Genomic DNA, 20,184 nt, shown 5'->3' on the forward strand with positions numbered 1-20,184 from the left:
CAACAATGCCCGACAGTGGCAATCAGCCGACCTATAAAAAAATCCCCTTGCTTGCGCAAAGGGATTCTAAGTTTATTAGTTGATTCGATTATTTCAAACCGAACTCTTTTTTAACTTTTGCTACGTGGTCAAGTTTCTCCCATGTGAACAGTTCTACTTTCACATTTTTCTCTTTGCCATCCGGAGTTTTGAAAGTTTTTGTAACGATTTCAGGTTTGCGGCCCATGTGTCCGTAAGCAGCAGTTTCGCTGTAGATAGGCGTACGCAATTTCAAGCGTTGCTCGATGAAGTAAGGACGCATGTCGAACAGTTTAGAAACGCGTTTTGCGATTTCGCCGTCAGACAATTTTACTTTAGCAGTACCGTATGTGTTTACGTAGATGCTTGTTGGTTGAGCAACACCGATAGCGTAAGAAACCTGAACCAGTACTTCGTCGCAAAGACCAGCAGCTACAAGGTTTTTAGCGATGTGACGAGTTGCGTATGCAGCGGAACGGTCAACTTTGGAAGGATCTTTACCGCTGAACGCACCACCACCGTGTGCACCTTTACCACCGTAAGTATCAACGATGATTTTACGGCCAGTCAAACCTGTATCGCCATGTGGTCCGCCGATTACGAATTTACCAGTTGGGTTGATGTGGTATTTGATACCATCATTGAACAACTTAGCGTATTTTTTATATTTAGCTTTTACGCGAGGGATCAGGATTGAAATGATGTCTTTCTGGATCTTGTCCTGCATTTTAGCTTCTGTATCGAAGTCGTCGTGCTGAGTAGAAACAACGATTGCGTCGATGCGAACTGGCCTGTTTTTGTCATCGTACTCAAGAGTTACCTGGCTTTTCGCATCAGGACGCAAATATTTGATTTGCTTGTTCTCTCTTCTCAATGCAGCCAATTCAAGCAAGATCTTGTGTGCAAGATCAAGCGCCAAAGGCATATAATCTTCAGTTTCGTTGGTTGCGTAACCGAACATCATTCCTTGGTCACCGGCACCTTGTTCTTCTTTTTTCTTTTTATCAACCCCCTGGTTAATGTCAGAAGATTGCTCGTGGATAGCAGAAAACACACCGCAGCTATTAGCTTCAAACATGTATTCGCTTTTTGTGTAACCGATTTTGCGGATTACACCTCTTGCGATTTCCTGTACATCGAGGTAAGCTTTTGATTTTACTTCCCCGGCCAAAACCACCTGTCCGGTTGTAACCAGCGTTTCGCAAGCCACTTTAGAGTTTGGATCGAAGGCTAAAAAGTTATCTATCAATGCATCAGAGATCTGATCGGCCACTTTATCCGGATGGCCCTCTGAAACGCTTTCAGAAGTAAACAAATAAGGCATGATTCTAATTTTGTTGGTTTATTTATTAATGCAAAATCCATTAATCATTAAGTAAGCAAACGATTAATGGATTTTAATAAAATCGTGACAAAGATAATCGCCAGTTTGATATTTTAGAATATTAAACATCAATTTAATAGTAAAATATAGGTTATTAAATAGTTTTAGAGCTTCAAACATACCTAAAAACCACGAAAACAAAAGTCTATTAAATTTATAGAGATTTAAATATACCTTCAAAAAAGTCAATAAAAAAGCCTGTTTTGGCAAACAGGCTTCGAATTTATTCTATAGAAGGTTCTATTTAGTAAGATCTGTATATAATTGCAAATAATCTGTAAGATCTGATTCTGCATTGTACTGCAAAACTTTTTTACCGCGTACTTTACCAAACTCTTCCACTAATTTCTTGTCTACTTTCTCGGAGCCGAATGTGATAGCATCTGCGCTTAATGCACCACCTCTGAACATATCGACATTACCGGGATTCTTGAATGGCTCAAGATCTTTCTCTTTTATAGTAGCATGAATGTTGGCGAATTTTGCAAAATCTGCACCCAATTTCTCTTTAAAGGCGGTTTGACCGATGGTATAGATAACCTTACTGTGGCTGAAAACGGGCTCTTTTTTATAAGCAGTTTTCAGATACATTGGGATCAAACCGGTCATCCAGCCGCTGCAATGGATGATGTCTGGAGGCCAACCGAATTTTTTTACTGTCTCTAAAGCGCCTTTACAAAAGAAAACAGTTCTTAAACCATTGTCGTCAAACCATTTTTCGCTTTCGTCGGCAAAAACAAATTTTCTCTTAAAAAGGTCTTCGTTATCAAGGAAGTATATCTGCAAACGTGCGTTTGGCAGAGAAGCTACTTTGATCTGTAACGGATAGTCGTCATTATCAACCGATACATTTATACCAGACAGGCGCACAACTTCATGAAGTCTGTGACGTCTTTCATTGATGGTACCAAACCGCGGCATAATACAACGCACTTCAAAATTGTTGTCATTTGCTTTAATTGCCAGCCTGTTCACAATTTCAGAGAACTCTGTCATTTCCAGGTATGGAGACATTTCGTTGGCAATGAATAAAATTCTTTTCTTTGTTGACATTATCGGTATCGGTTATAAAAAAAGGAACTGAAAATAGTGTGCAAAGGTAAGGCTTTTTACCTAAAATAGCCTACTATCCTAATTTTCCGCTTATAAAAGCTCAAAAAATGACTATAATCAAGGGAATTTCGGAACTGCAGGAAAATGTTAATTTCCTGAAAAACAACGGTAAAACCATCGGATTTGTCCCAACCATGGGTGCTTTGCACGACGGTCACATCTCGCTTATTGCGGCCTCCAAATCTGAAAATAACATAACGGTTTGCAGCATTTTTGTGAATCCGACCCAGTTCAACGACCCGAAAGATTTCGAGAAATATCCAATAACGATTGAGGCAGATATTGAAAAACTGGAACTTTCCGGCACAAATATTCTCTTTTTACCTTCGGTTAAAGAGATGTATCCGGATGGATTTGACAAGGCACAACCCTATGACCTTGGCTTTATCGAAACTATTTTGGAAGGCAAATACAGACCGGGACACTTTCAGGGCGTTTGCCAGATAGTTCATAAGCTTTTGCTTGCGGTACAGCCACATAACCTATATATGGGGCAAAAAGATTATCAACAATGTATGGTAATCAACAAATTGATACAGATTGAGAATCTCGATACCAAGCTGCACACAAGACCTACGCTTCGTGAAAAAGACGGGCTGGCGATGAGCAGTCGTAATGTGCGTTTGAACGAAGAGGAAAGGAAAAATGCACTGACCATTTACCGTGTACTGAATTATTTGAAAGACCACATTGAAAAGGAAAGCATTGCCTATTTACTGGACAGAAGCAATTTGATGCTTACGGATAATAATTTCCGGCCGGATTATGTTTCCATCGCAGATGCTGAAACTCTCGCCCCTGTTGAAAATTGGGATGGGCATCAAAAGATCGTCGCTTTAATTGCTGCTTACCAGAATGAGGTGAGGTTGATTGATAATATGGTGCTGGATTAGTTGAGAGTTGAGAATGGAGAGTTGAGAGTTGTTTTAAACGCGCAATCGCAAACGATAGCAGCTTTTGTAATTAGCAAAAAATGGGAGCAAACCAACTCTCAACTCTCAACTCTCCATTCTCAACTAACAGCTGTCCGTTTTTCGTAAATTCTTCTTAGCTTGCACGCCGCTAAAAAGCGGTTTTAATTAAACAAGATGGACATCGAAATTTTAAAATCAAAGGTGCACAGAGCCGTAATCACGGAGGCGAACTTACATTATGTTGGTAGTCTTACGCTTGATGAGGATCTGATGGATGCAGCGAATATGATCGAGAATGAGAAAGTGCAGGTTGTGAATGTTAATAATGGTTCCCGCATTGAAACGTACCTTATCAAAGGAAAAAGAGGTTCGGGCGTATGTTGCCTCAACGGACCTGCTGCCAGACAAGGTGCTGCGGGCGATATCGTAATCGTAATTTCTTACGCACGTATGTCATTCGACGAAGCTAAACAATTCAAACCCTGGATTGTTTTCCCCAAAGACGGAAATAGACTTTAGTTAGTTGAGAATGGAGAATTGAGAATTGAGAGTTTATGTTAATTGTTTTTCAACTCTCAATTCTCAACTCTCCTCTCTCAACTAAATTCAATTACCTTTAAGGCCAAACCAACCTGTATGAAGAAAAAGGTTTTTCAGTGGCTTCAGTATGCGTTTTTTTTAGCTTTGGCAATATTTTTAGTTTGGTGGTCGGTCAGTAAGATTAAAGGACATGATTGGGAAGAGATGAAAGGAGCTCTTCGGACTACAGACTATTGGTTACTTGTGCCCGTTGTATTAATTTTATTGGCTAGTCACTACAGCCGTGCGTTAAGATGGAAAATTTTAATGCAGCCCCTGGGATACTCCCCTTCTACTCTCAATACCTATTTTTCCGTACTTATTGGATACCTCGCAAATCTCGCTGTACCAAGGCTGGGAGAAGTATTGAAATGTACTATTCTTGCCCGTTATGAAAAAGTGCCCGCAAATAAACTCGTAGGAACCATCGTAGCAGAAAGAGCTTTTGACCTTATATGTTTGCTGATCGTTTTTGCCGTTACCATATTTTCCCAGATTGACATTATTGGAAAGTTTGCAACGGATATGATCAAAAAGATAATCAGCTCCAAAACAGGTGGCATAGACTGGATGAAGATCGCCGTGGTTTTAGGTGGACTGGTTGTTGTTTTAGTGTTGGCAAGATTTATCATGCACAGGTTTGCGCACATTCATGTTATTGGAAAAATAAAAGAATTTATGAGAGGGATCTGGCAGGGCCTGATCAGTGTGCGATATGTAAAAAACAAAGGCTGGTTTTTCTTTCATACCATTATGATTTGGGTGGGTTATTTGCTAAGCATACAAATGGGATTTTATGCAATGCAAGCCACCAGCGGACTAGGAATTAAAGCATCATTATCCGTACTCTCTTTGGGTAGTATAGGAATGATCGTGACACAGGGTGGAATCGGTGCTTATCCATTGCTGGTACAGGAAACGATGATGCTATATGGGATAACAGAAAATATCGGTAGGGCTTTTGGCTGGCTCTTGTGGCTGGTTCAATTTTTCCTGGTTATTGTATTTGGATTTTTAAGCATAGGATTATTACCAATAGTTAACAGAAAAAAAAGTTTACAACATGCGTAACTCAGACGTGATCGAAAAGAAAATTTATGAACCAATAGCACTGGAAGAACAAGTTTACCGTTGGAAATTTCTCGGACAAAAAATAGCTTTTACAAATGGCTGTTTTGATATACTTCACAAAGGACATATTGCCTCGCTCAGCCAGGCAGCTAAAGAAGCAGATGTGCTTGTTGTGGGCCTGAACTCAGACGCTTCTACCAAAAGATTGAAAGGCGAAGGCAGGCCGGTTAATAATGAACGAGCAAGGGCTACTGTTTTAGCATCGCTTCTGATGGTGGATGCTGTTATTCTTTTTGACGAAGACACTCCTCTTGAACTTATAAAGAAAGTAATGCCGGACGTTATTGTAAAGGGCGGCGATTACACCCTTGAGCAAATTGTTGGCGCCAAAGAAGTTATGGCCCATGGTGGCAGGGTTGTGATAAACCCAATTGTGGGGGGATATAGCACCACGGGCATTTTAGGGAAGATCGCGGCGCTGTAAATGGCGGCCAGTCGCCGGTTGCCAGCAGCCAGTTGGCTGCATTTCGAAATGTCTTTATGAAAAGTAACAGCTAACCGGTTACTGGAAACTGGCCTCCGGCTACCTTTTCTCACATTTGGCTATTTCCTCATTGTAAAGTAGCTTCGCACATCTCAAAAATTAATCATCCAATAACCTTGTATTAATTTTATTGCAAGGGATTTAAAATCAAAACATATGGCATACGATGTTCTGGTGATAGGTAGTGGACCCGGCGGTTATGTAGCTGCGATCCGTGCCTCACAACTAGGCTTTAAGACAGCAATTGTAGAAAAGGAGAGTCTTGGCGGTATCTGTTTGAACTGGGGTTGTATTCCTACAAAAGCGTTATTGAAAAGTGCTTCGGTACTTGAATCTATAAAACATGCAGAAACTTACGGCCTGAAAGCTAGCGGTGAAGCGGATTTTGCTGCTGTTATCAAACGCAGCCGCGGAGTAGCTGACAAAATGAGCAAAGGCGTTCAGTTTTTGATGAAAAAGAACAAGATCGATGTGATCATGGGCTTTGGTGTATTGAAAGCTAAAGGCCAGGTAGAAGTTACCAAAGCTGATGGTGCTAAAGAAGTTGTAGAAGCGAAACATATCATTCTTGCAACAGGTGGCCGCAGCCGCGAGTTGCCTAATCTGAAACAAGATGGCAAAAAAGTAATTGGTTATCGTGAAGCAATGGTTTTGCCTGAGCTTCCAAAATCTATGATCGTTGTAGGTTCTGGCGCGATAGGTGTTGAATTTGCTTATTTCTACAATGCAATGGGAACAAAGGTTACCATTGTTGAGTTCCTTCCTCGTGTAGTGCCGGTTGAAGATGAAGACATCTCAAAAGAACTGGAAAAACAATACAAGAAAAACGGTATCGACATATTGGTAAATGCTTCTGTTGAAAGCGTTGATGTTAGCGGAAACGGCGTGAAAGCGAACGTGAAAAAAGCTGACGGAAATGTAACGCTGGAAGCTGACATCGTATTGAGCGCTGTAGGTGTTTCTTCAAACATTGAAGGCATCGGTCTTGAGCAGGTAGGTGTTAAAACTGATAAAGGTAAAATCGTTGTTGATAAGTTCTACCAAACAAATATTCCTGGTGTTTATGCGATCGGAGACTGCGTTCCTGGTCAGGCATTGGCACACGTTGCGAGCAAAGAAGGTATCATTTGCGTAGAAAACATTGGTTACAACGAGAAAAAATACAACCACCAGCCAGAAGCTCTGGATTATGGCAATGTACCGGGTTGTACTTATTGCACACCAGAAATCGCTTCTGTTGGTTTAACTGAAAAAGCTGCTAAAGAAGCAGGTTACGAAATTAAAGTAGGTAAATTCCCATTGAGCGCAAGCGGTAAAGCTTCTGCTGCCGGTGCTACTGAAGGTTTTGTAAAAGTAATCTTCGATGCTAAATACGGCGAATGGTTGGGTACGCACATGATCGGTTACAACGTAACTGAACTGATCGCTGAGACTGTAGTTGCCCGCAAACTGGAAACTACTTATCACGAAGTACTGAACAGCATTCACCCGCACCCAACTATCAGCGAAAGCATTAAAGATGCGATCGAGGTAGCTTATGGTGAAGCAATTCACTTGTAGTTTTGAAAAAAGCAAAATACTCAAAGGACTGTCAGAAATGGCGGTCCTTTTTTTTGAATACAAAAACATTAATACCTTTACTTAAATTGTTGCTGTTCAGTCCTATATACTATTTTTGACACCCAAAGTCCTATTTCCAATACTTGTCCACCCCTTACCCTTATGAAAATAGACAAGTATCTGCTTAAGTCGGAATGCAGTTTTATTATATTTGAGTTTATTAGCGAAGGCCCAAAAGGCAATATTCATAAAGTGATTCATTTTCAAAAAACCAATCAACCAAGGGTCTTTAATCTTGCTTTTGGCGATAAGAATTTGGACACAGGAGATATCGACGATTTGGCTATTTCAAACAACAATGATGGCGAAAAAGTGCTTGCCACCGTAGTTTCTGCAGTCTACGCTTTCTTTGAAAAACATCCTGATTCATTTGTCTACGCAACGGGCAGTACTAAGTCAAGAACCAGACTTTATCGAATGGGAATAACCAAATATTATGGTGAAATGGTTGCAGATTTTTATCTATATGGGCGAACCGATGACGGCTTTCAAGAATTTGAACTTAACAAAGACTATATAGGATTTCTAGCTCAAAGAAAATTTAATTAAATTGCATTATCATGAAAAGTGTAGAGCCACTAAAAAATAGCAAAGTACCAATAGTTCAAATTGATCCTTCTCTTGAAAAGTATAGGAATGAAACCCTTTTTCCTAAAAAACTGGCAAAAGCAAACGAGCATCTTAAAACAGCAAAGTTACCAGACAGAAAGGGCAAATAACCTCAAGTAGAATCGATGTAAATCCGTCCAATCCGTGTCATCCGTGTGCCATCACCTTCAGTGCACATCAGTCTAATCTGTGTCTTCTTTATGCTAATGGCATTTACATACATTTCCCAATTGTTAATGGCTTAAATTCCTCCAACATCCATTAAACCTCGGGCGTTATCATATATCCAAGAGAAAATTATTGGTGACTATGAAACCACAACGCAGTTTCCTTTTAATATTTACCGCACTACTTTGCACATTTGCCTCCGAAGCTCAGCATGGTTATTACCCGGCACCTCCGCCCCCACCACCTCCCGGTTATTATTACTATGGCCCCGGCATGGGTGGCGGTGTTTATGTACATCCGGCGCCACCACGTTACAGACAGCGAAAGCCACAACAACCTAAGTTGCCTCCTTTTGAGCCTGCTTTACACTTGAATTTAGGCTACGGCTTTCCTAATCTTGACCAATACTACATGGCAGACTTTTACGGGGCGTACAAGGGAAATCCCAGCCAGGTGGGGCCCATTAACGCTTCGCTTGATTACCAGTTTAGCCGCTATATGAGTCTTGGTGTTATGGGGATGTATGGTAAGGTGAATATGCCGTATTATGATTACAACACCTATGGCCAGGCCATGAAGGGAACGTTGGAAAGCTGGACCATTATGGCCAATATGATGAATTATATTCCAGCAGGGCCGCATGTTACACCGTATTTGCGTGTAGCCATGGGCGTAAACATCTGGAACCAGGACTATGTGGATTATGATGCCGGCGTAAAGGTCAACTACGTCCAACACCCACCTGATTTTGCCTATCAATTCAGCTTTGGCTGTAAGTTTAATCTGAGCGAGCACACGGGTCTTTTTATTGAGGGAGGATATGGCAAATACATTATGAATGCAGGACTTTCCTTTAAGCTATAGAAAGCATGTCGGAATATTTAGTTACAAACCTTATCACTTTTGTAAAGGGTCGTTTTTAATAAACGACCCTTTTGCATTTGAACGAATGAATTCTTTGTTTTAAATTTCTTTATCAATTCAAAAACAATCAAATGCAACAAGCTTCCATTTGGGAAAAAGAAAGCTTTTTTGCGCACCAGGATGTTATCATAGTTGGCAGTGGCTTTACAGGATTGTGGAGCGCATTTTACTTGAAAAAATACCACCCTAAACTGAAGATCCTTATCGTGGACAGAGGCATTGTACCTTACGGCGCCAGCAGTCGCAACGCGGGTTTTGCATGTTTTGGCAGCATCACAGAACTACTCAACGATGCTCGAAAAATGGGTGAGGAAAAAATGTTGCATTTGGTAGAAATGAGATACGAGGGGCTGAAGCGCATTCGCAAAACTTTCAACAAAAAAGACATTGAGTTTGAAAAACTTGGCGGCTATGAGTTGATCACGCCGAAACAATATGAAAAAGAAAAACAGCTGAAAAATGACGTTGGCTGGATGAACATTTTGTTAAGAAAATCGCTGAAGGAGGAAAAAGTCTTCAAAATAGCGGATAAGAAAATTGCCAATTTCGGTTTTGCCAACGTAAGCCATTTGGTTGAAAACAGATTGGAGGGTCAATTACACTCCGGAAAATTGTTGCAGCAATTATTGCAAAAAGTGCAATCGCTTGGCGTTTCGGTTCTACCGAACATAGAAATAAATGGTTATGAAAAAAGCAACGGCAAAGTTTTCCTGCACAGCAATTTACCGGTTACTTTAACCTCTGATCAATTGCTGATCTGCACAAATGCGTTTGCGAAGGAACTATTACCAGAACTTAATGTGGAGCCCGTTCGCGGACAGGTACTTGTTACCTCTCCTATCAAAAAACTAAATTTCACCGGCACTTTCCATTACGACGAGGGCTATTATTATTTCCGCAATATCGGCGACAGAATTCTTCTCGGAGGAGCCCGCAACAGCGATTTTGCTGCAGAGGCAACTAACGAGTTCAATACCACAGAATCGATCCAGGAGATACTGGAAAACTTTATCAAGGAGAATATTATCCCCGGAAAAAAATTCTCGATTGACTATCGCTGGAGTGGCATCATGGGCATGGGAAAAGATAAAATGCCGATCGTGAAAAAAATAAAGCCGAATATCTTTTGTGCGGTTCGATTAAGCGGCATGGGTGTTGCACTGGCGCCAGTGGTGGGGGAAAATGTTGCGAGGCTAATGACTGAATAACTGTGCTTAACGCTAAATGCCTAACTCGGCTGCGTTGAGCATTAAGCGCTGGGCGTTGAGCGCTAATACACCAACTTATGCGTTTGCTTAATCACTCCCATCACAAACACACTCTGCGTTTGGCCTACGTTGTCAATATTGCTTAATTTGTTTACATGGAAATTGTAGTACGCATCCATGTTTTCAACAGCCACTTTTAGCATGAAATCAAACTCGCCGGAGATGTTGTAGCATTCTATCACTTCATGGAGCTCCTGTATAGCTCTGATAAAAATAGTTCCGGCCTTTTTACTGTGTTGTTTTAGTGATACGTAGCAGATAACCATCAGCCCCCTTTTCACCTTTGCCTGGTCTACCAATGTTACATATTGTTTGATCACTCCGGCATCCTCCATTCGCTTTATCCTGTCATGGACAGGCGTTGGGCTTAAGTGGATCAGATTGGATATTTCGCGCACTGTTATCTTTGCATTTTCCTGCAGCAAACGGAGGATCGACATGTCCTTTTCATCAAGGACAAGATTCGGGGTAGTTAAATCTTCTTTTTCTTTCTTTTCTTCCATGTCAAACTGCGTATTTGTCCTTCAAAAATAACAAATTCAGTGTATTTTTTCTGTTTTTGATAGATCAGACATTATTTTATCCTGTAAAGTATAGCTTTGCACGTTGTTCGTTTTCTAAAAAAACACTAACAAATAAAAAAGATATGTCTACAATTTCATCTACCATCGACTTCAGCCTTAAAAATAAGGTTGCTGACATGAGCCTTGCAGAATGGGGCCGCAAAGAAATCAGACTTGCCGAAGCAGAAATGCCAGGTTTGATGTCTTTAAGAGCAGAATACGGTGCTTCTCAGCCTTTGAAAGGTGCACGTATTGCAGGTTGTCTGCACATGACAATCCAAACTGCTGTGTTAATCGAAACTTTGATCGCTCTTGGTGCAGAAGTTAAATGGAGCTCTTGCAACATTTTCTCTACGCAGGACCACGCTGCTGCTGCTATCGCTGCTGCAGGTATCGGCGTATTTGCATGGAAAGGCCAGTCTTTAGAAGAAGCTGACTGGTGCATTGAGCAAACTTTGTTCTTTGGCGCTGCTGACCGTCCTTTAAATATGATCCTTGATGATGGTGGTGATTTGACAAACATCGTGTTTGATAAATACCCTGAACTGATCCAGAACATTAAAGGTCTGAGTGAAGAAACTACAACTGGTGTTCACCGTTTGTATGAGAGAATGGCGAAAGGTACTTTGCCTATTCCTGCTATCAACGTAAACGACTCTGTAACTAAATCTAAATTCGACAACAAATACGGTTGTAAAGAATCTTTGGTTGACGCTATCCGTCGTGCTACTGACGTTATGTTGGCTGGTAAAGTGGCTGTGGTTGCAGGTTACGGTGATGTAGGTAAAGGTTCTGCTGCTTCACTTGCGGGTGCAGGTTGCCGCGTTATCGTTACTGAAATCGATCCTATCTGTGCTTTACAAGCTGCTATGGACGGTTTCGCAGTTAAGAAAATGACTACTGCTATTAAAGAAGCTGATATCGTTGTTACTACCACTGGTTGCCGCGACATCATCACTGGCGAGCATTTCAAACTGATGAAAGATAAAACTATCGTTTGTAACATCGGTCACTTCGATATCGAAATCGACGTTGCATGGTTGAATACAAACTACGGTCATACAAAAGATACAGTTAAACCTCAGGTTGATATTTACAACGTTGATGGTAAAGACATCATTCTTTTGGCTGAAGGCCGCCTTGTTAACCTTGGTTGCGCTACAGGTCACCCATCATTTGTAATGAGTAACTCATTCACTAACCAAACTTTGGCTCAAATCGAACTGTGGACAAACAGCTCTAACTACGAGAACAAAGTATATGTGTTACCGAAACACCTTGATGAGAAAGTTGCTCGTTTGCACCTTCCAAAAATCGCGGTTGAATTGGATGAGCTTTCTGATGCACAGGCTTCTTACCTGGGTATTCCTAAAGAAGGTCCGTTCAAACCAGAGCACTACCGTTACTAAGAGAGCTTTGTTTTTTGATGAATATGAGCCGCTTCATTTTTTGGAGCGGCTTTTTTATTATAGCACACGGATGACACTGATTAGACGGATTTGCATTGATCTTTTTAGTAACTGAATAATTGAATAATTGGGTCCGACTAATTGCCGGCATATTGCCATAAGACAAATCAGCGTAAATGAGTCTAATCAGCGTCATCTGTGTGCCAAAAGGAAGCAGCGCCACTAAATTTATTAATCTATCTTTGACGCTATCAAATGTTATCATGAGTACAGCAACAAGAGGTAAAATCAGTTTTATTCAGCACGACAAACAATATGCTACGATCGAATATATGGTGAATGGAAAGAAGAAATCCATTAATGGCATTGTATCGGAGTTTGAGCAAAAAAAGTTGAAAGAACTAAAGCTTATTAAAAAAATCCATCACTTTCATGTGGGCGACGAAGTGAATTTTGTAATTGATAAATCTCCGCGCGGCGACAAAATGGTCGCGACAAAAATTCAGTACATCACCAATAACGAGTTGGCCAATATCCTTTACAAAGCATCACTCGACAATAAATTAGTGGGGTATTTGAAAGAAGTAGACGGCAAACTCTTTATAAAAGAAACGAGCACCCATTTTTTCTTTCCGCTTGTTCTTTCTCCATGGGAACGTGAACCATCTTCGCAATTCGTAAACGAGCACATATTATTTTCTTTGGACAATATCGACAATCCTGAAAAAGTTACTGCGCGCTTGTTTAAACCACATTACATTCCCGAGTTTAAAATAGCTCAGCAACTTTACAAGAACAAGGCGGTTATTGAAGCACCTGTGTTTAAGGTAACGCAACATGGTGTTTATGTAAATATCGTTGGAGAAAATATCCAGGGCAAACTGCCTGTCGCTGAAGGCGATGAAAGCCAAACGCCAAGCGAAGGTGACAAAATAAAAGTGCGCATAAGCTATTTAAGCCCGATGCGCATTGTGCTGGAAAGACTGAGTTAAAAATGGAACGCAGATTTTCATGATTGTCATGATTTGCCAAGATTTTTTGATCTAAAAACAAAAATCATCAACGATGTTAAAAACGAACGCTCTGCGAGGCTAGTAGCCTCGCAGCTTTATTCTGTTGCCTTTGGCAACTTCAATTCAGCAAATCCACTTCTATTAACCCTCCTTTTCCCTCATAGTTGGAGGCACTACTATACAAGTAATCAGAAGCATTCTGCACAATACCAGCCCTTATCGGATTATTATGAATGTAGTTAAGTTTGGTCTTCATAAAATCGACACTGTGTATTATTTCAGGATGGTTGTTGCCCGACCACAATTTATACTTATCGTTCGCGTTGGTTCTTTTTCCAAAGAACTCAAACATGTATAACAACCACTCACGCCTGCTTTCGACCTCTCCTTTATCTGCGATTGACCTCAAAATTTCTTTGCTGGTAAATGTTTTGAAATCACGCATAACATCGCTAAGCGATTTTTCTGTAGCCGTCCAAATGACATGAACATGATTTGACATGATCACGTAAGCGTGTAGCCGTAGCCCCTTTTTGGCGATGCAAAATTTAAAACTTTCCAGAATAATATCACGATAGCGTTGTCGCGAAAAAATATCTATCCAGCCTTCAACTGTAAATGTGAGAAAGTGAGTTGCGAATTGATCCCGAATTCTAAATCCTTCCGTAAACATGTTTTTATAAGGTATAAGGTGTTAAAATATTTTGCCGCCAAAGGCGACAAAATAAAGCTGCAAGGCTAAAAGCCTTGCAGAGCACCTAATAGACTTGATTACAGGATCGCTGGGTTGCAGCTTCTAAAAATTCTTCCTATCATCCTCACTCACCATCGCTTTCACCGCTGCTTTTGCATCCCTTGTATTCTTTTGCACCGCAATGGCGCCAAATACACTAAGCAAGAATGCAAACGCATAAAAACCTTTCTCGCTTGGAAGTAGTGTCGCATTCCACAAACCAACGATCAACAGGACCATCGTCAGTAGAATCGAGAACCAGCTTAACCCGTAATAAATTTCTGTAACAGGAATATTTTCTAATTTATCGCGTACACATTTTTGGACAGACACCGCGGAGAACAATGCATACATTAGAACAGTGAAGTAATAGCCTTTTTCATTTAACTGCATGCCGGAGTTCCATAAGCCAATATTAAAACCCAGCACACCAATAAACAAAGCAACCCATGAGGCTGCTACAAACGCCATAGACGGTTTTTGCATAAACGTAATTTAGGTTAGGAATTTACCGATGGCTCAAACAATATAGATCAATTTCAACTTCGTCTCATTGTTCTACCTGTTTAATTCATCGGCATTGTAAAACCGGAATAAAAATATGGGAACGGCCGATATGATGTACAAACGAGAATCTAAATTAACGTTTCGTGTAACAACTATTTTCTTTGCAATAAAGCTATTCTTTTAGCAAGTTCTTGTGTGGAAATATCGTATTGATAAATGCCTGCATGTTCGCCTTCACCTGTTATAAAATAACTTTTACCATCAGGCGAAAAACAAATAGCCTCTTCTTGTCCGTGTTGTGTATATGATAATTCAAGCGGTGTGCGTTGCATTGTTTTGTAAATGGATTCTTCGCCTTGCCTCTGCCAATAATAAACCTTTTTCATGCTTTTAAGCATTACTTGTTTGCCATCTCTTGAAATGCTTCCGGAAACGATCCATTTTTCTTTTTTCTTTCCATCAAAATACAATTTGCAAACTTCGCGCAGCATGTATGTTTTTTTATCGTTTAGATTAAGTGGTGCAGTGTACACAATAACTGAATCCTGTCTCTTGGAAACGATATACAACAACCTTTCTGTGGGATCAATCATAATGGTCTCTGCATCCTGTGCTCCATCTGGATAAGTGAGTGTAAACATTTGCGAACCGACTGTTTTCTCAACTCCCAAATCTGCATCTGGCTCTTCCATTCTGAAAATGCGGACCTCTGATCTTCTTGCAGCATTGTCGCCAATATCTGCGAGGTAAATATATTCTTTGCCTTTATCTGGCCCCGAACCAATCGAAATGTCTTCGCAATCATTCACACCGGAAAACGAAATTTCATCACCCTTGAAATAATAGGTCCCCTTCAATTCCCCTTTTTCATTCACCGCAAAAAAGCGGCTTGTGTCGCCACTGTCATTGTGAACATAAAACGTATTTGAATGAACTCTTGATGCGGCCATTCCCGAGACCTCTCTTAATGCGGTATTCACGTATTTTCCGGTCATGAATCCGCCATCTTCCTGCGCATTGGTTTTGACAGCGAAAAATGAGATCGCAATAAATAGTATCGGAAATTTTATAGACATACTTTCAGTATTACATCAATTAATGTTCCCTGGGGAATTGAAGCACTGAAAGTATTTGTGGTACGTTATTTAAATATTTCAGCACCAATAAATTTGGGTTAACTATTGGGGCTGGTTGAAAAGTCAAAATTCAAAAAGTCCTCCCATCGGAGTATCCCCTTTTTGAATTCTTACTTTTGAATTTTAATTTCCTTTAATAACTACGATTGAAGTATTTTCCGGGCGGTTTCCTGACCATTTGCCAACGCCGCTTCTACGGTGCCGGGAGCGCTGCCTTCATATAACGCTTCACCTGCAAAAAAGATCGTGTTGTCAACAGGCATTTTTAATAATTTTCTCGCGGTCTTGCTTTGCAATGTGCCATAGCTGTAGCCCCCCATAATCCACTCTTCTTTTGCCCAGTGTATTGCTGTTGACGCAACAAGTATGGTTCGCAATTTTTCCTTGTCGATGCCATAAATGTTAGACAGTGATTGAAGTCCCATATCTATGATCTCTTCCTCCGAAACTGTAATAAGTGGCATTACTTCCGGACCACCGAGCCAGCCGGTTAGCAGGTAATTTTCTTTGTCAGACTGCGTCCACCACGTTGGTATATTTTGATCGCTCACCACAAAGCCCGTGTTCTTTTCGTGCTCATGCCAGAATGGCTCTTCAAACTGTAAGAAAACTTTGATCACTGACCCAAAACCAATTTTCGACAAATCGCTCAAATACCCGTCCAATGCCGGGTCGAACTTTATTTTTACATCTTGCAACACACGAGGTGACACCGTAACAACAAGTTTGTTTCCCACAAATTGTTGCCCGTCAGCCGTAAAAACAGTTACCTTATCCTCTATCCATTTCACTTCATTTACTGCTGCGTTATGATGTATTTCCCCTCTGTATTTTTCAATTAAATGATGCAAATGTTCTGCAAGTTTTCGGTAGCCCCCTACTATTCTGTATTGCTGGCCATGCTCATTTTCCCACTCTTCTTTCAGGGCGAAAACACTGGCCTGGGTTATGTCTGCCAAATCAAACCCTTCGGCAAAATCCTGTATGATAAATCGCAACTCCATGTGTTGGTCGTCGCTATAGTGTTCCTGAAGAAATGCAGCCAGCGTCATATCCTCTTTTAGACTACCCATCTTCTGTATAATGCCATCCCAGTCAGGGATCATTTCACCCTGGGTGTTCCATTTTCCTTTACGGTTATTAAGCATTTTCCCTTTCACCGGCTTGTACGCGATGCCAGCTTCTTTTAAGAGCGACAGTGTAAGAGGCAGTTCTCCATGTACAAACTCCGCCCCCAGTTCAAGCGGTTGCTCAAAGCCGTCACAAACCGCCGTATACATCCTTCCTCCTATGCGTTCAGATGCCTCCAGCACAATTACCTTTTGCCCGGCCTTTGCAAGCTCATACGCGGCCATTAAACCGGAAGCCCCTGCTCCAATAATGATTATCTGTTGGTTCATGACATTCTAGTTGAGAGTTGAGAATGGAGAGTTGAGAGTTATCGTTTCTTCTGGAGATGAGCCTTCTAAGGAATATTTCTTCCCCAAAGACGTATCAAATTTTTTAAATTAACTCTCAACTCTCCCTTCTCCACTCTCCACTAAAATAATACGGTTTAACTAGCCAATTTGTTCACAAACGCCAGTTAACAAAAACTTCTTTTATAGTTAATTTCTTTACATGAAATTTGCCACTTATTATTTAAAATATACAACATGAAGAAATTCTCCTTTCCCGGTTTGAAAATCTGCTTGCTGATGGTGGCAATTTTTGCCTTTCAATACACTTTTGCCTGGGGCGTAACAGGTCACCGAGTGGTGGCAGAAATTGCCCAGCGCCATTTATCCAAAAAAGCGAAAAATGAAATAAAGAAGTTGATTGGCAACCAAAGCCTTGCTTATTGGGCAAACTGGGCGGACTTTATAAAATCCGACACTACGCACGCCTATGATCAAATTTCCAAATGGCACTATGTAGACTTGCCGGGAAATATCGAAAAAGACTCTTTTGTTAATACTATTCACCGCATGCCGGGAGAAAACCTGTACACACAAATTCAGGCGATGCAACACGAATTAAGCGACAAAGGTTTGCCGATCGAAAAAAGAAGAATGGCGCTTATTATGTTGGTCCATTTGGTTGGAGATCTTCACCAGCCTTTGCACGTGGGAAGAGATGAGGACCAGGGTGGAAATAAGATCTCGGTTTTCTGGTTCAATGAAAAAACAAACCTGCATTCTGTTTGGGATACCAAACTGGTAGATTTTTCTCAATACAGCTATACCGAATATGCATCTGCACTTGATGTGACGGCGAAAGATTCGATCAATGCTTATACCAGCACTTCTTTAGATGACTGGTTCTTCGAATCGCATATATTGTCTGACAAAGTATATGCACAATCTCCTGCAGAATCTAAACTCAGCTACAAATACAATTACATCTTCCAGAAAGATCTCGATGACCAGCTATTAAAGGGGGGATTGAGATTGGCTAAACTGATCAACGATTCTTTTTAATTGAAAATTGAAAATTCAGGAAGAACGTTTACTAACCCTCTTACCCAAATAACACAACTCTATTAATGAAAAAATCGGCACTATTCTTTGCAACAGCGATTCTGCTGGGCGCATGTAACAACGCTCCCGAAAAGGGCGCTAATAAAGCGTTTACTGATATACAAGGAATCGATTCAACAGTAAAACCCGGCGACAATTTTTTCAGGTATGTAAATGGCAGGTGGTATGACACAGCACAAATACCAGGTTCACAAACCGGTGTAGGTGCGTACATGTTTATGAATTACCCACAGCGATTACGCCTGCAGGCAATATTGGACGATGCCTCAAAAGCTAAAAACACACCCGGAAGTATTGAACAAAAAGTGGGTGATTTTTATGCGTCGGGTATGGATACAATCACCATCAATAAAAGAGGTTTTGATCCTATCAAGCCAGTGCTCGCACGTATAGACAGCATCAGCAATGTACCTGCTTTAATGAAGTTTATTGCTGACGAAATACAAGTTAACAATGTTTCTATTGTCGCGTTTAGTGTAGCGCCCGATAATAAAAACAGCAGTATGAATATTGCGCATGTTTCGCAGGCTGGCATTGGCTTGCCTGAGCGTGACTATTATTTCAAAACAGATGCATCAAGTGCAGGCATACAGGCAGCATACAAAAAATACCTGGCTACTTTGTTTGAACTTACCGGAAGCGATACTGCAACTGCTACTAAAAATGCAGGGCTTGCCTACGGTATAGAAAAACAATTAGCATCATCACACAGAACGAATATTGAGCTTAGGGATATAAATGCCAACTATAATAAAATGTCCGTTGCAGATCTGGCAAAAAAACATCCTAATATTGGCTGGGTTAGTCTATTGAGCAACGTTGGAGCCAAAACAGATTCGCTAGATCTGGCGCAACCTCCGTACTACAACAAACTCAATACATTACTAAAATCCATCTCGATTAACGATTGGAAAGTTTACCTGAAAGCATATTCTATCAACAGCTCTGCCGGCGTATTAAGCAAACCGTTTGTTGATGCTGCTTTTGAGTTTAATAAAGTGCTATCGGGGCAGGCTGTGCAAAAATCACGTGGTGAAATAATAGCCAGCGCAGTAGATCAATCACTTGGAGAAGCACTGGCTCAGTTGTATGTAAAAAAATATTTTACGGAGAATGCAAAGAAACACATGCTTGAATTGGTGAATAATCTTCAAAAAGCATTCGAAGCCAGGATAAGTAAACTTGACTGGATGAGTGACAGTACAAAGCAAAAAGCGAGAGAAAAATTATATGCTATAACAAAGAAAATTGGCTACCCGGACAAATGGAAAGACTACAGCGACGTAAAAATTGTTCGCGATAAATATTTTGAAAACGTTGTTTCAGCTGCCGCTCACAATTATCAATACGAATTGGCCAAATTGAATAAGCCTGTTGACAAAACTGAATGGTTCACCACTCCGCCAACGGTTACAGCTTACTACAATCCGTTCGCAAACGAGATCGTGTTTCCCGCGGGCATTTTGCAAACTCCTTACTTTGACGAGGCTGCGGATGATGCACTCAATTATGGAGGCATTGGTATGGTAATTGGTCATGAAATGACGCATGCCTTTGACGATCAGGGTGCACAATTCGATAAGAACGGCAACGTAGCAAACTGGTGGACGAAAGATGACTACACAAAGTTCAAGGCTAAAACACAGCAGGTAATTGACCTTTACAGTTCATTTACCGTACTGGACTCTCTGCATATAAAAGGTGCTTTAACGGTTGGAGAAAACACTGCGGATGTGGGCGGTGTAGCCATTGCATACGACGCATTTAAATTAACGAAGGAAGGGCAAGATACTGCAAGGATAGGTGGCTTTACTCCTGACCAGCGATTTTTCCTGTCTGTTGCTCGCATCTGGCGGGTGAAGATGAAAGATGAATTTCTCCGTTTATGGATCAACAACAACCCGCATTCAGCACCCATGTGGCGCGTAAACGGACCACTAATGAACTCTACACATTTTTATGATGCTTTCAATGTGCAACCAGAAGACAAAATGTATGTGGCAGATTCTGCGAGGCTGAAAATTTGGTAGGGCATTAATTGAAAATTGAAAGTTGAAAATTGAAAATGATGGAATCAAACAGGTTGATTAAC

20 protein-coding genes are annotated in these 20,184 nt (G+C 40.8%); 13 read left to right on the forward strand and 7 right to left on the reverse strand.

Annotated features, from left to right (window positions below; translation table 11 throughout):
• Positions 1-88: 88 nt before the first annotated feature.
• Both metK and KTO63_RS15565 read right to left on the reverse strand, forming a co-directional pair.
• Positions 89-1,342 carry a methionine adenosyltransferase gene (metK, locus tag KTO63_RS15560; protein ID WP_217792295.1) on the reverse strand — a complete coding sequence of 418 codons (1,254 nt, stop codon included), beginning with the start codon at positions 1,340-1,342 and terminating at the stop codon, positions 89-91.
• Between the two features lie 300 nt (positions 1,343-1,642).
• The gene (locus KTO63_RS15565; RefSeq protein ID WP_217792296.1) at positions 1,643-2,455 is read right to left on the reverse strand and encodes a glycogen/starch synthase; all 813 of its coding nucleotides are present in this window, start codon (positions 2,453-2,455) and stop codon (positions 1,643-1,645) included.
• A gap of 107 nt (positions 2,456-2,562) precedes the next feature.
• On the opposite strand from KTO63_RS15565, the gene panC reads away from it, so the two are divergent.
• The 9 genes from panC (at position 2,563) to KTO63_RS15610 (ending at position 10,152) form a co-directional block, all read left to right on the forward strand.
• Positions 2,563-3,408, forward strand: coding sequence for a pantoate--beta-alanine ligase (gene panC / locus KTO63_RS15570; protein WP_217792297.1), 846 nt, complete (start codon positions 2,563-2,565; stop codon positions 3,406-3,408).
• Positions 3,409-3,603: 195 nt separating this feature from the next.
• Entirely contained in the window at positions 3,604-3,948 is a 345-nt protein-coding gene (gene panD, locus KTO63_RS15575; RefSeq protein ID WP_217792298.1) for an aspartate 1-decarboxylase, read from the forward strand.
• A 117-nt stretch (positions 3,949-4,065) separates the two neighbouring features.
• Entirely contained in the window at positions 4,066-5,079 is a 1,014-nt protein-coding gene (locus tag KTO63_RS15580) for a lysylphosphatidylglycerol synthase transmembrane domain-containing protein (protein ID WP_217792299.1), read from the forward strand.
• Positions 5,072-5,563: a D-glycero-beta-D-manno-heptose 1-phosphate adenylyltransferase gene (rfaE2, locus tag KTO63_RS15585; protein ID WP_217792300.1), complete on the forward strand. Its 492-nt coding sequence runs from the start codon at positions 5,072-5,074 to the stop codon at positions 5,561-5,563. The genes KTO63_RS15580 and rfaE2 overlap by 8 nt, the downstream gene beginning before the upstream one ends.
• Before the next feature lie 216 nt (positions 5,564-5,779).
• On the forward strand, positions 5,780-7,183 hold the full coding sequence (gene lpdA / locus KTO63_RS15590) for a dihydrolipoyl dehydrogenase (RefSeq protein WP_217792301.1): 1,404 nt from the start codon (positions 5,780-5,782) through the stop codon (positions 7,181-7,183).
• A 162-nt stretch (positions 7,184-7,345) separates the two neighbouring features.
• Positions 7,346-7,792, forward strand: coding sequence for a DUF6934 family protein (locus tag KTO63_RS15595; RefSeq protein ID WP_217792302.1), 447 nt, complete (start codon positions 7,346-7,348; stop codon positions 7,790-7,792).
• 11 nt (positions 7,793-7,803) lie between these two features.
• Positions 7,804-7,962 (forward strand): hypothetical protein, encoded by a 159-nt coding sequence (locus KTO63_RS15600; protein WP_217792303.1) that lies wholly within the window; start codon positions 7,804-7,806, stop codon positions 7,960-7,962.
• A 199-nt stretch (positions 7,963-8,161) separates the two neighbouring features.
• Positions 8,162-8,884 (forward strand): hypothetical protein, encoded by a 723-nt coding sequence (locus KTO63_RS15605; protein WP_217792304.1) that lies wholly within the window; start codon positions 8,162-8,164, stop codon positions 8,882-8,884.
• A gap of 131 nt (positions 8,885-9,015) precedes the next feature.
• The gene (locus tag KTO63_RS15610; protein WP_217792305.1) at positions 9,016-10,152 is read left to right on the forward strand and encodes an NAD(P)/FAD-dependent oxidoreductase; all 1,137 of its coding nucleotides are present in this window, start codon (positions 9,016-9,018) and stop codon (positions 10,150-10,152) included.
• Between the two features lie 62 nt (positions 10,153-10,214).
• Here KTO63_RS15610 and KTO63_RS15615 read toward each other — a convergent pair whose 3' ends face one another.
• Positions 10,215-10,715, reverse strand: coding sequence for an Lrp/AsnC family transcriptional regulator (locus KTO63_RS15615; RefSeq protein WP_217792306.1), 501 nt, complete (start codon positions 10,713-10,715; stop codon positions 10,215-10,217).
• Positions 10,716-10,858: 143 nt separating this feature from the next.
• Between KTO63_RS15615 and ahcY the strand changes: the two genes are divergently transcribed.
• Positions 10,859-12,184: an adenosylhomocysteinase gene (gene ahcY / locus KTO63_RS15620; RefSeq protein ID WP_217792307.1), complete on the forward strand. Its 1,326-nt coding sequence runs from the start codon at positions 10,859-10,861 to the stop codon at positions 12,182-12,184.
• 263 nt (positions 12,185-12,447) lie between these two features.
• Positions 12,448-13,176, forward strand: a complete 729-nt coding sequence (locus tag KTO63_RS15625) for a S1 RNA-binding domain-containing protein (RefSeq protein WP_217792308.1) — start codon at positions 12,448-12,450, stop codon at positions 13,174-13,176.
• Positions 13,177-13,315: 139 nt separating this feature from the next.
• Here KTO63_RS15625 and KTO63_RS15630 read toward each other — a convergent pair whose 3' ends face one another.
• The 4 genes from KTO63_RS15630 to KTO63_RS15645 form a co-directional block, all read right to left on the reverse strand.
• Positions 13,316-13,870 (reverse strand): REP-associated tyrosine transposase, encoded by a 555-nt coding sequence (locus KTO63_RS15630; protein WP_232373199.1) that lies wholly within the window; start codon positions 13,868-13,870, stop codon positions 13,316-13,318.
• A 123-nt stretch (positions 13,871-13,993) separates the two neighbouring features.
• Positions 13,994-14,416 carry an inner membrane protein YiaA gene (gene yiaA, locus KTO63_RS15635; RefSeq protein ID WP_217792309.1) on the reverse strand — a complete coding sequence of 141 codons (423 nt, stop codon included), beginning with the start codon at positions 14,414-14,416 and terminating at the stop codon, positions 13,994-13,996.
• Positions 14,417-14,589: 173 nt separating this feature from the next.
• Positions 14,590-15,513 (reverse strand): hypothetical protein, encoded by a 924-nt coding sequence (locus KTO63_RS15640; RefSeq protein WP_217792310.1) that lies wholly within the window; start codon positions 15,511-15,513, stop codon positions 14,590-14,592.
• A 200-nt stretch (positions 15,514-15,713) separates the two neighbouring features.
• Positions 15,714-16,973, reverse strand: a complete 1,260-nt coding sequence (locus KTO63_RS15645) for a flavin monoamine oxidase family protein (RefSeq protein ID WP_217792311.1) — start codon at positions 16,971-16,973, stop codon at positions 15,714-15,716.
• Between the two features lie 255 nt (positions 16,974-17,228).
• Here KTO63_RS15645 and KTO63_RS15650 point away from each other — a divergent pair, with 255 nt between their 5' ends.
• Both KTO63_RS15650 and KTO63_RS15655 read left to right on the forward strand, forming a co-directional pair.
• Positions 17,229-18,032, forward strand: coding sequence for a S1/P1 nuclease (locus tag KTO63_RS15650; protein WP_217792312.1), 804 nt, complete (start codon positions 17,229-17,231; stop codon positions 18,030-18,032).
• Positions 18,033-18,097: 65 nt separating this feature from the next.
• Positions 18,098-20,122: a M13 family metallopeptidase gene (locus KTO63_RS15655; protein ID WP_217792313.1), complete on the forward strand. Its 2,025-nt coding sequence runs from the start codon at positions 18,098-18,100 to the stop codon at positions 20,120-20,122.
• Positions 20,123-20,184: the final 62 nt, after the last annotated feature.

The organism is Pinibacter aurantiacus, assembly GCF_019130065.1.
GTDB classification, from domain to species: domain Bacteria; phylum Bacteroidota; class Bacteroidia; order Chitinophagales; family Chitinophagaceae; genus Pinibacter; species Pinibacter aurantiacus.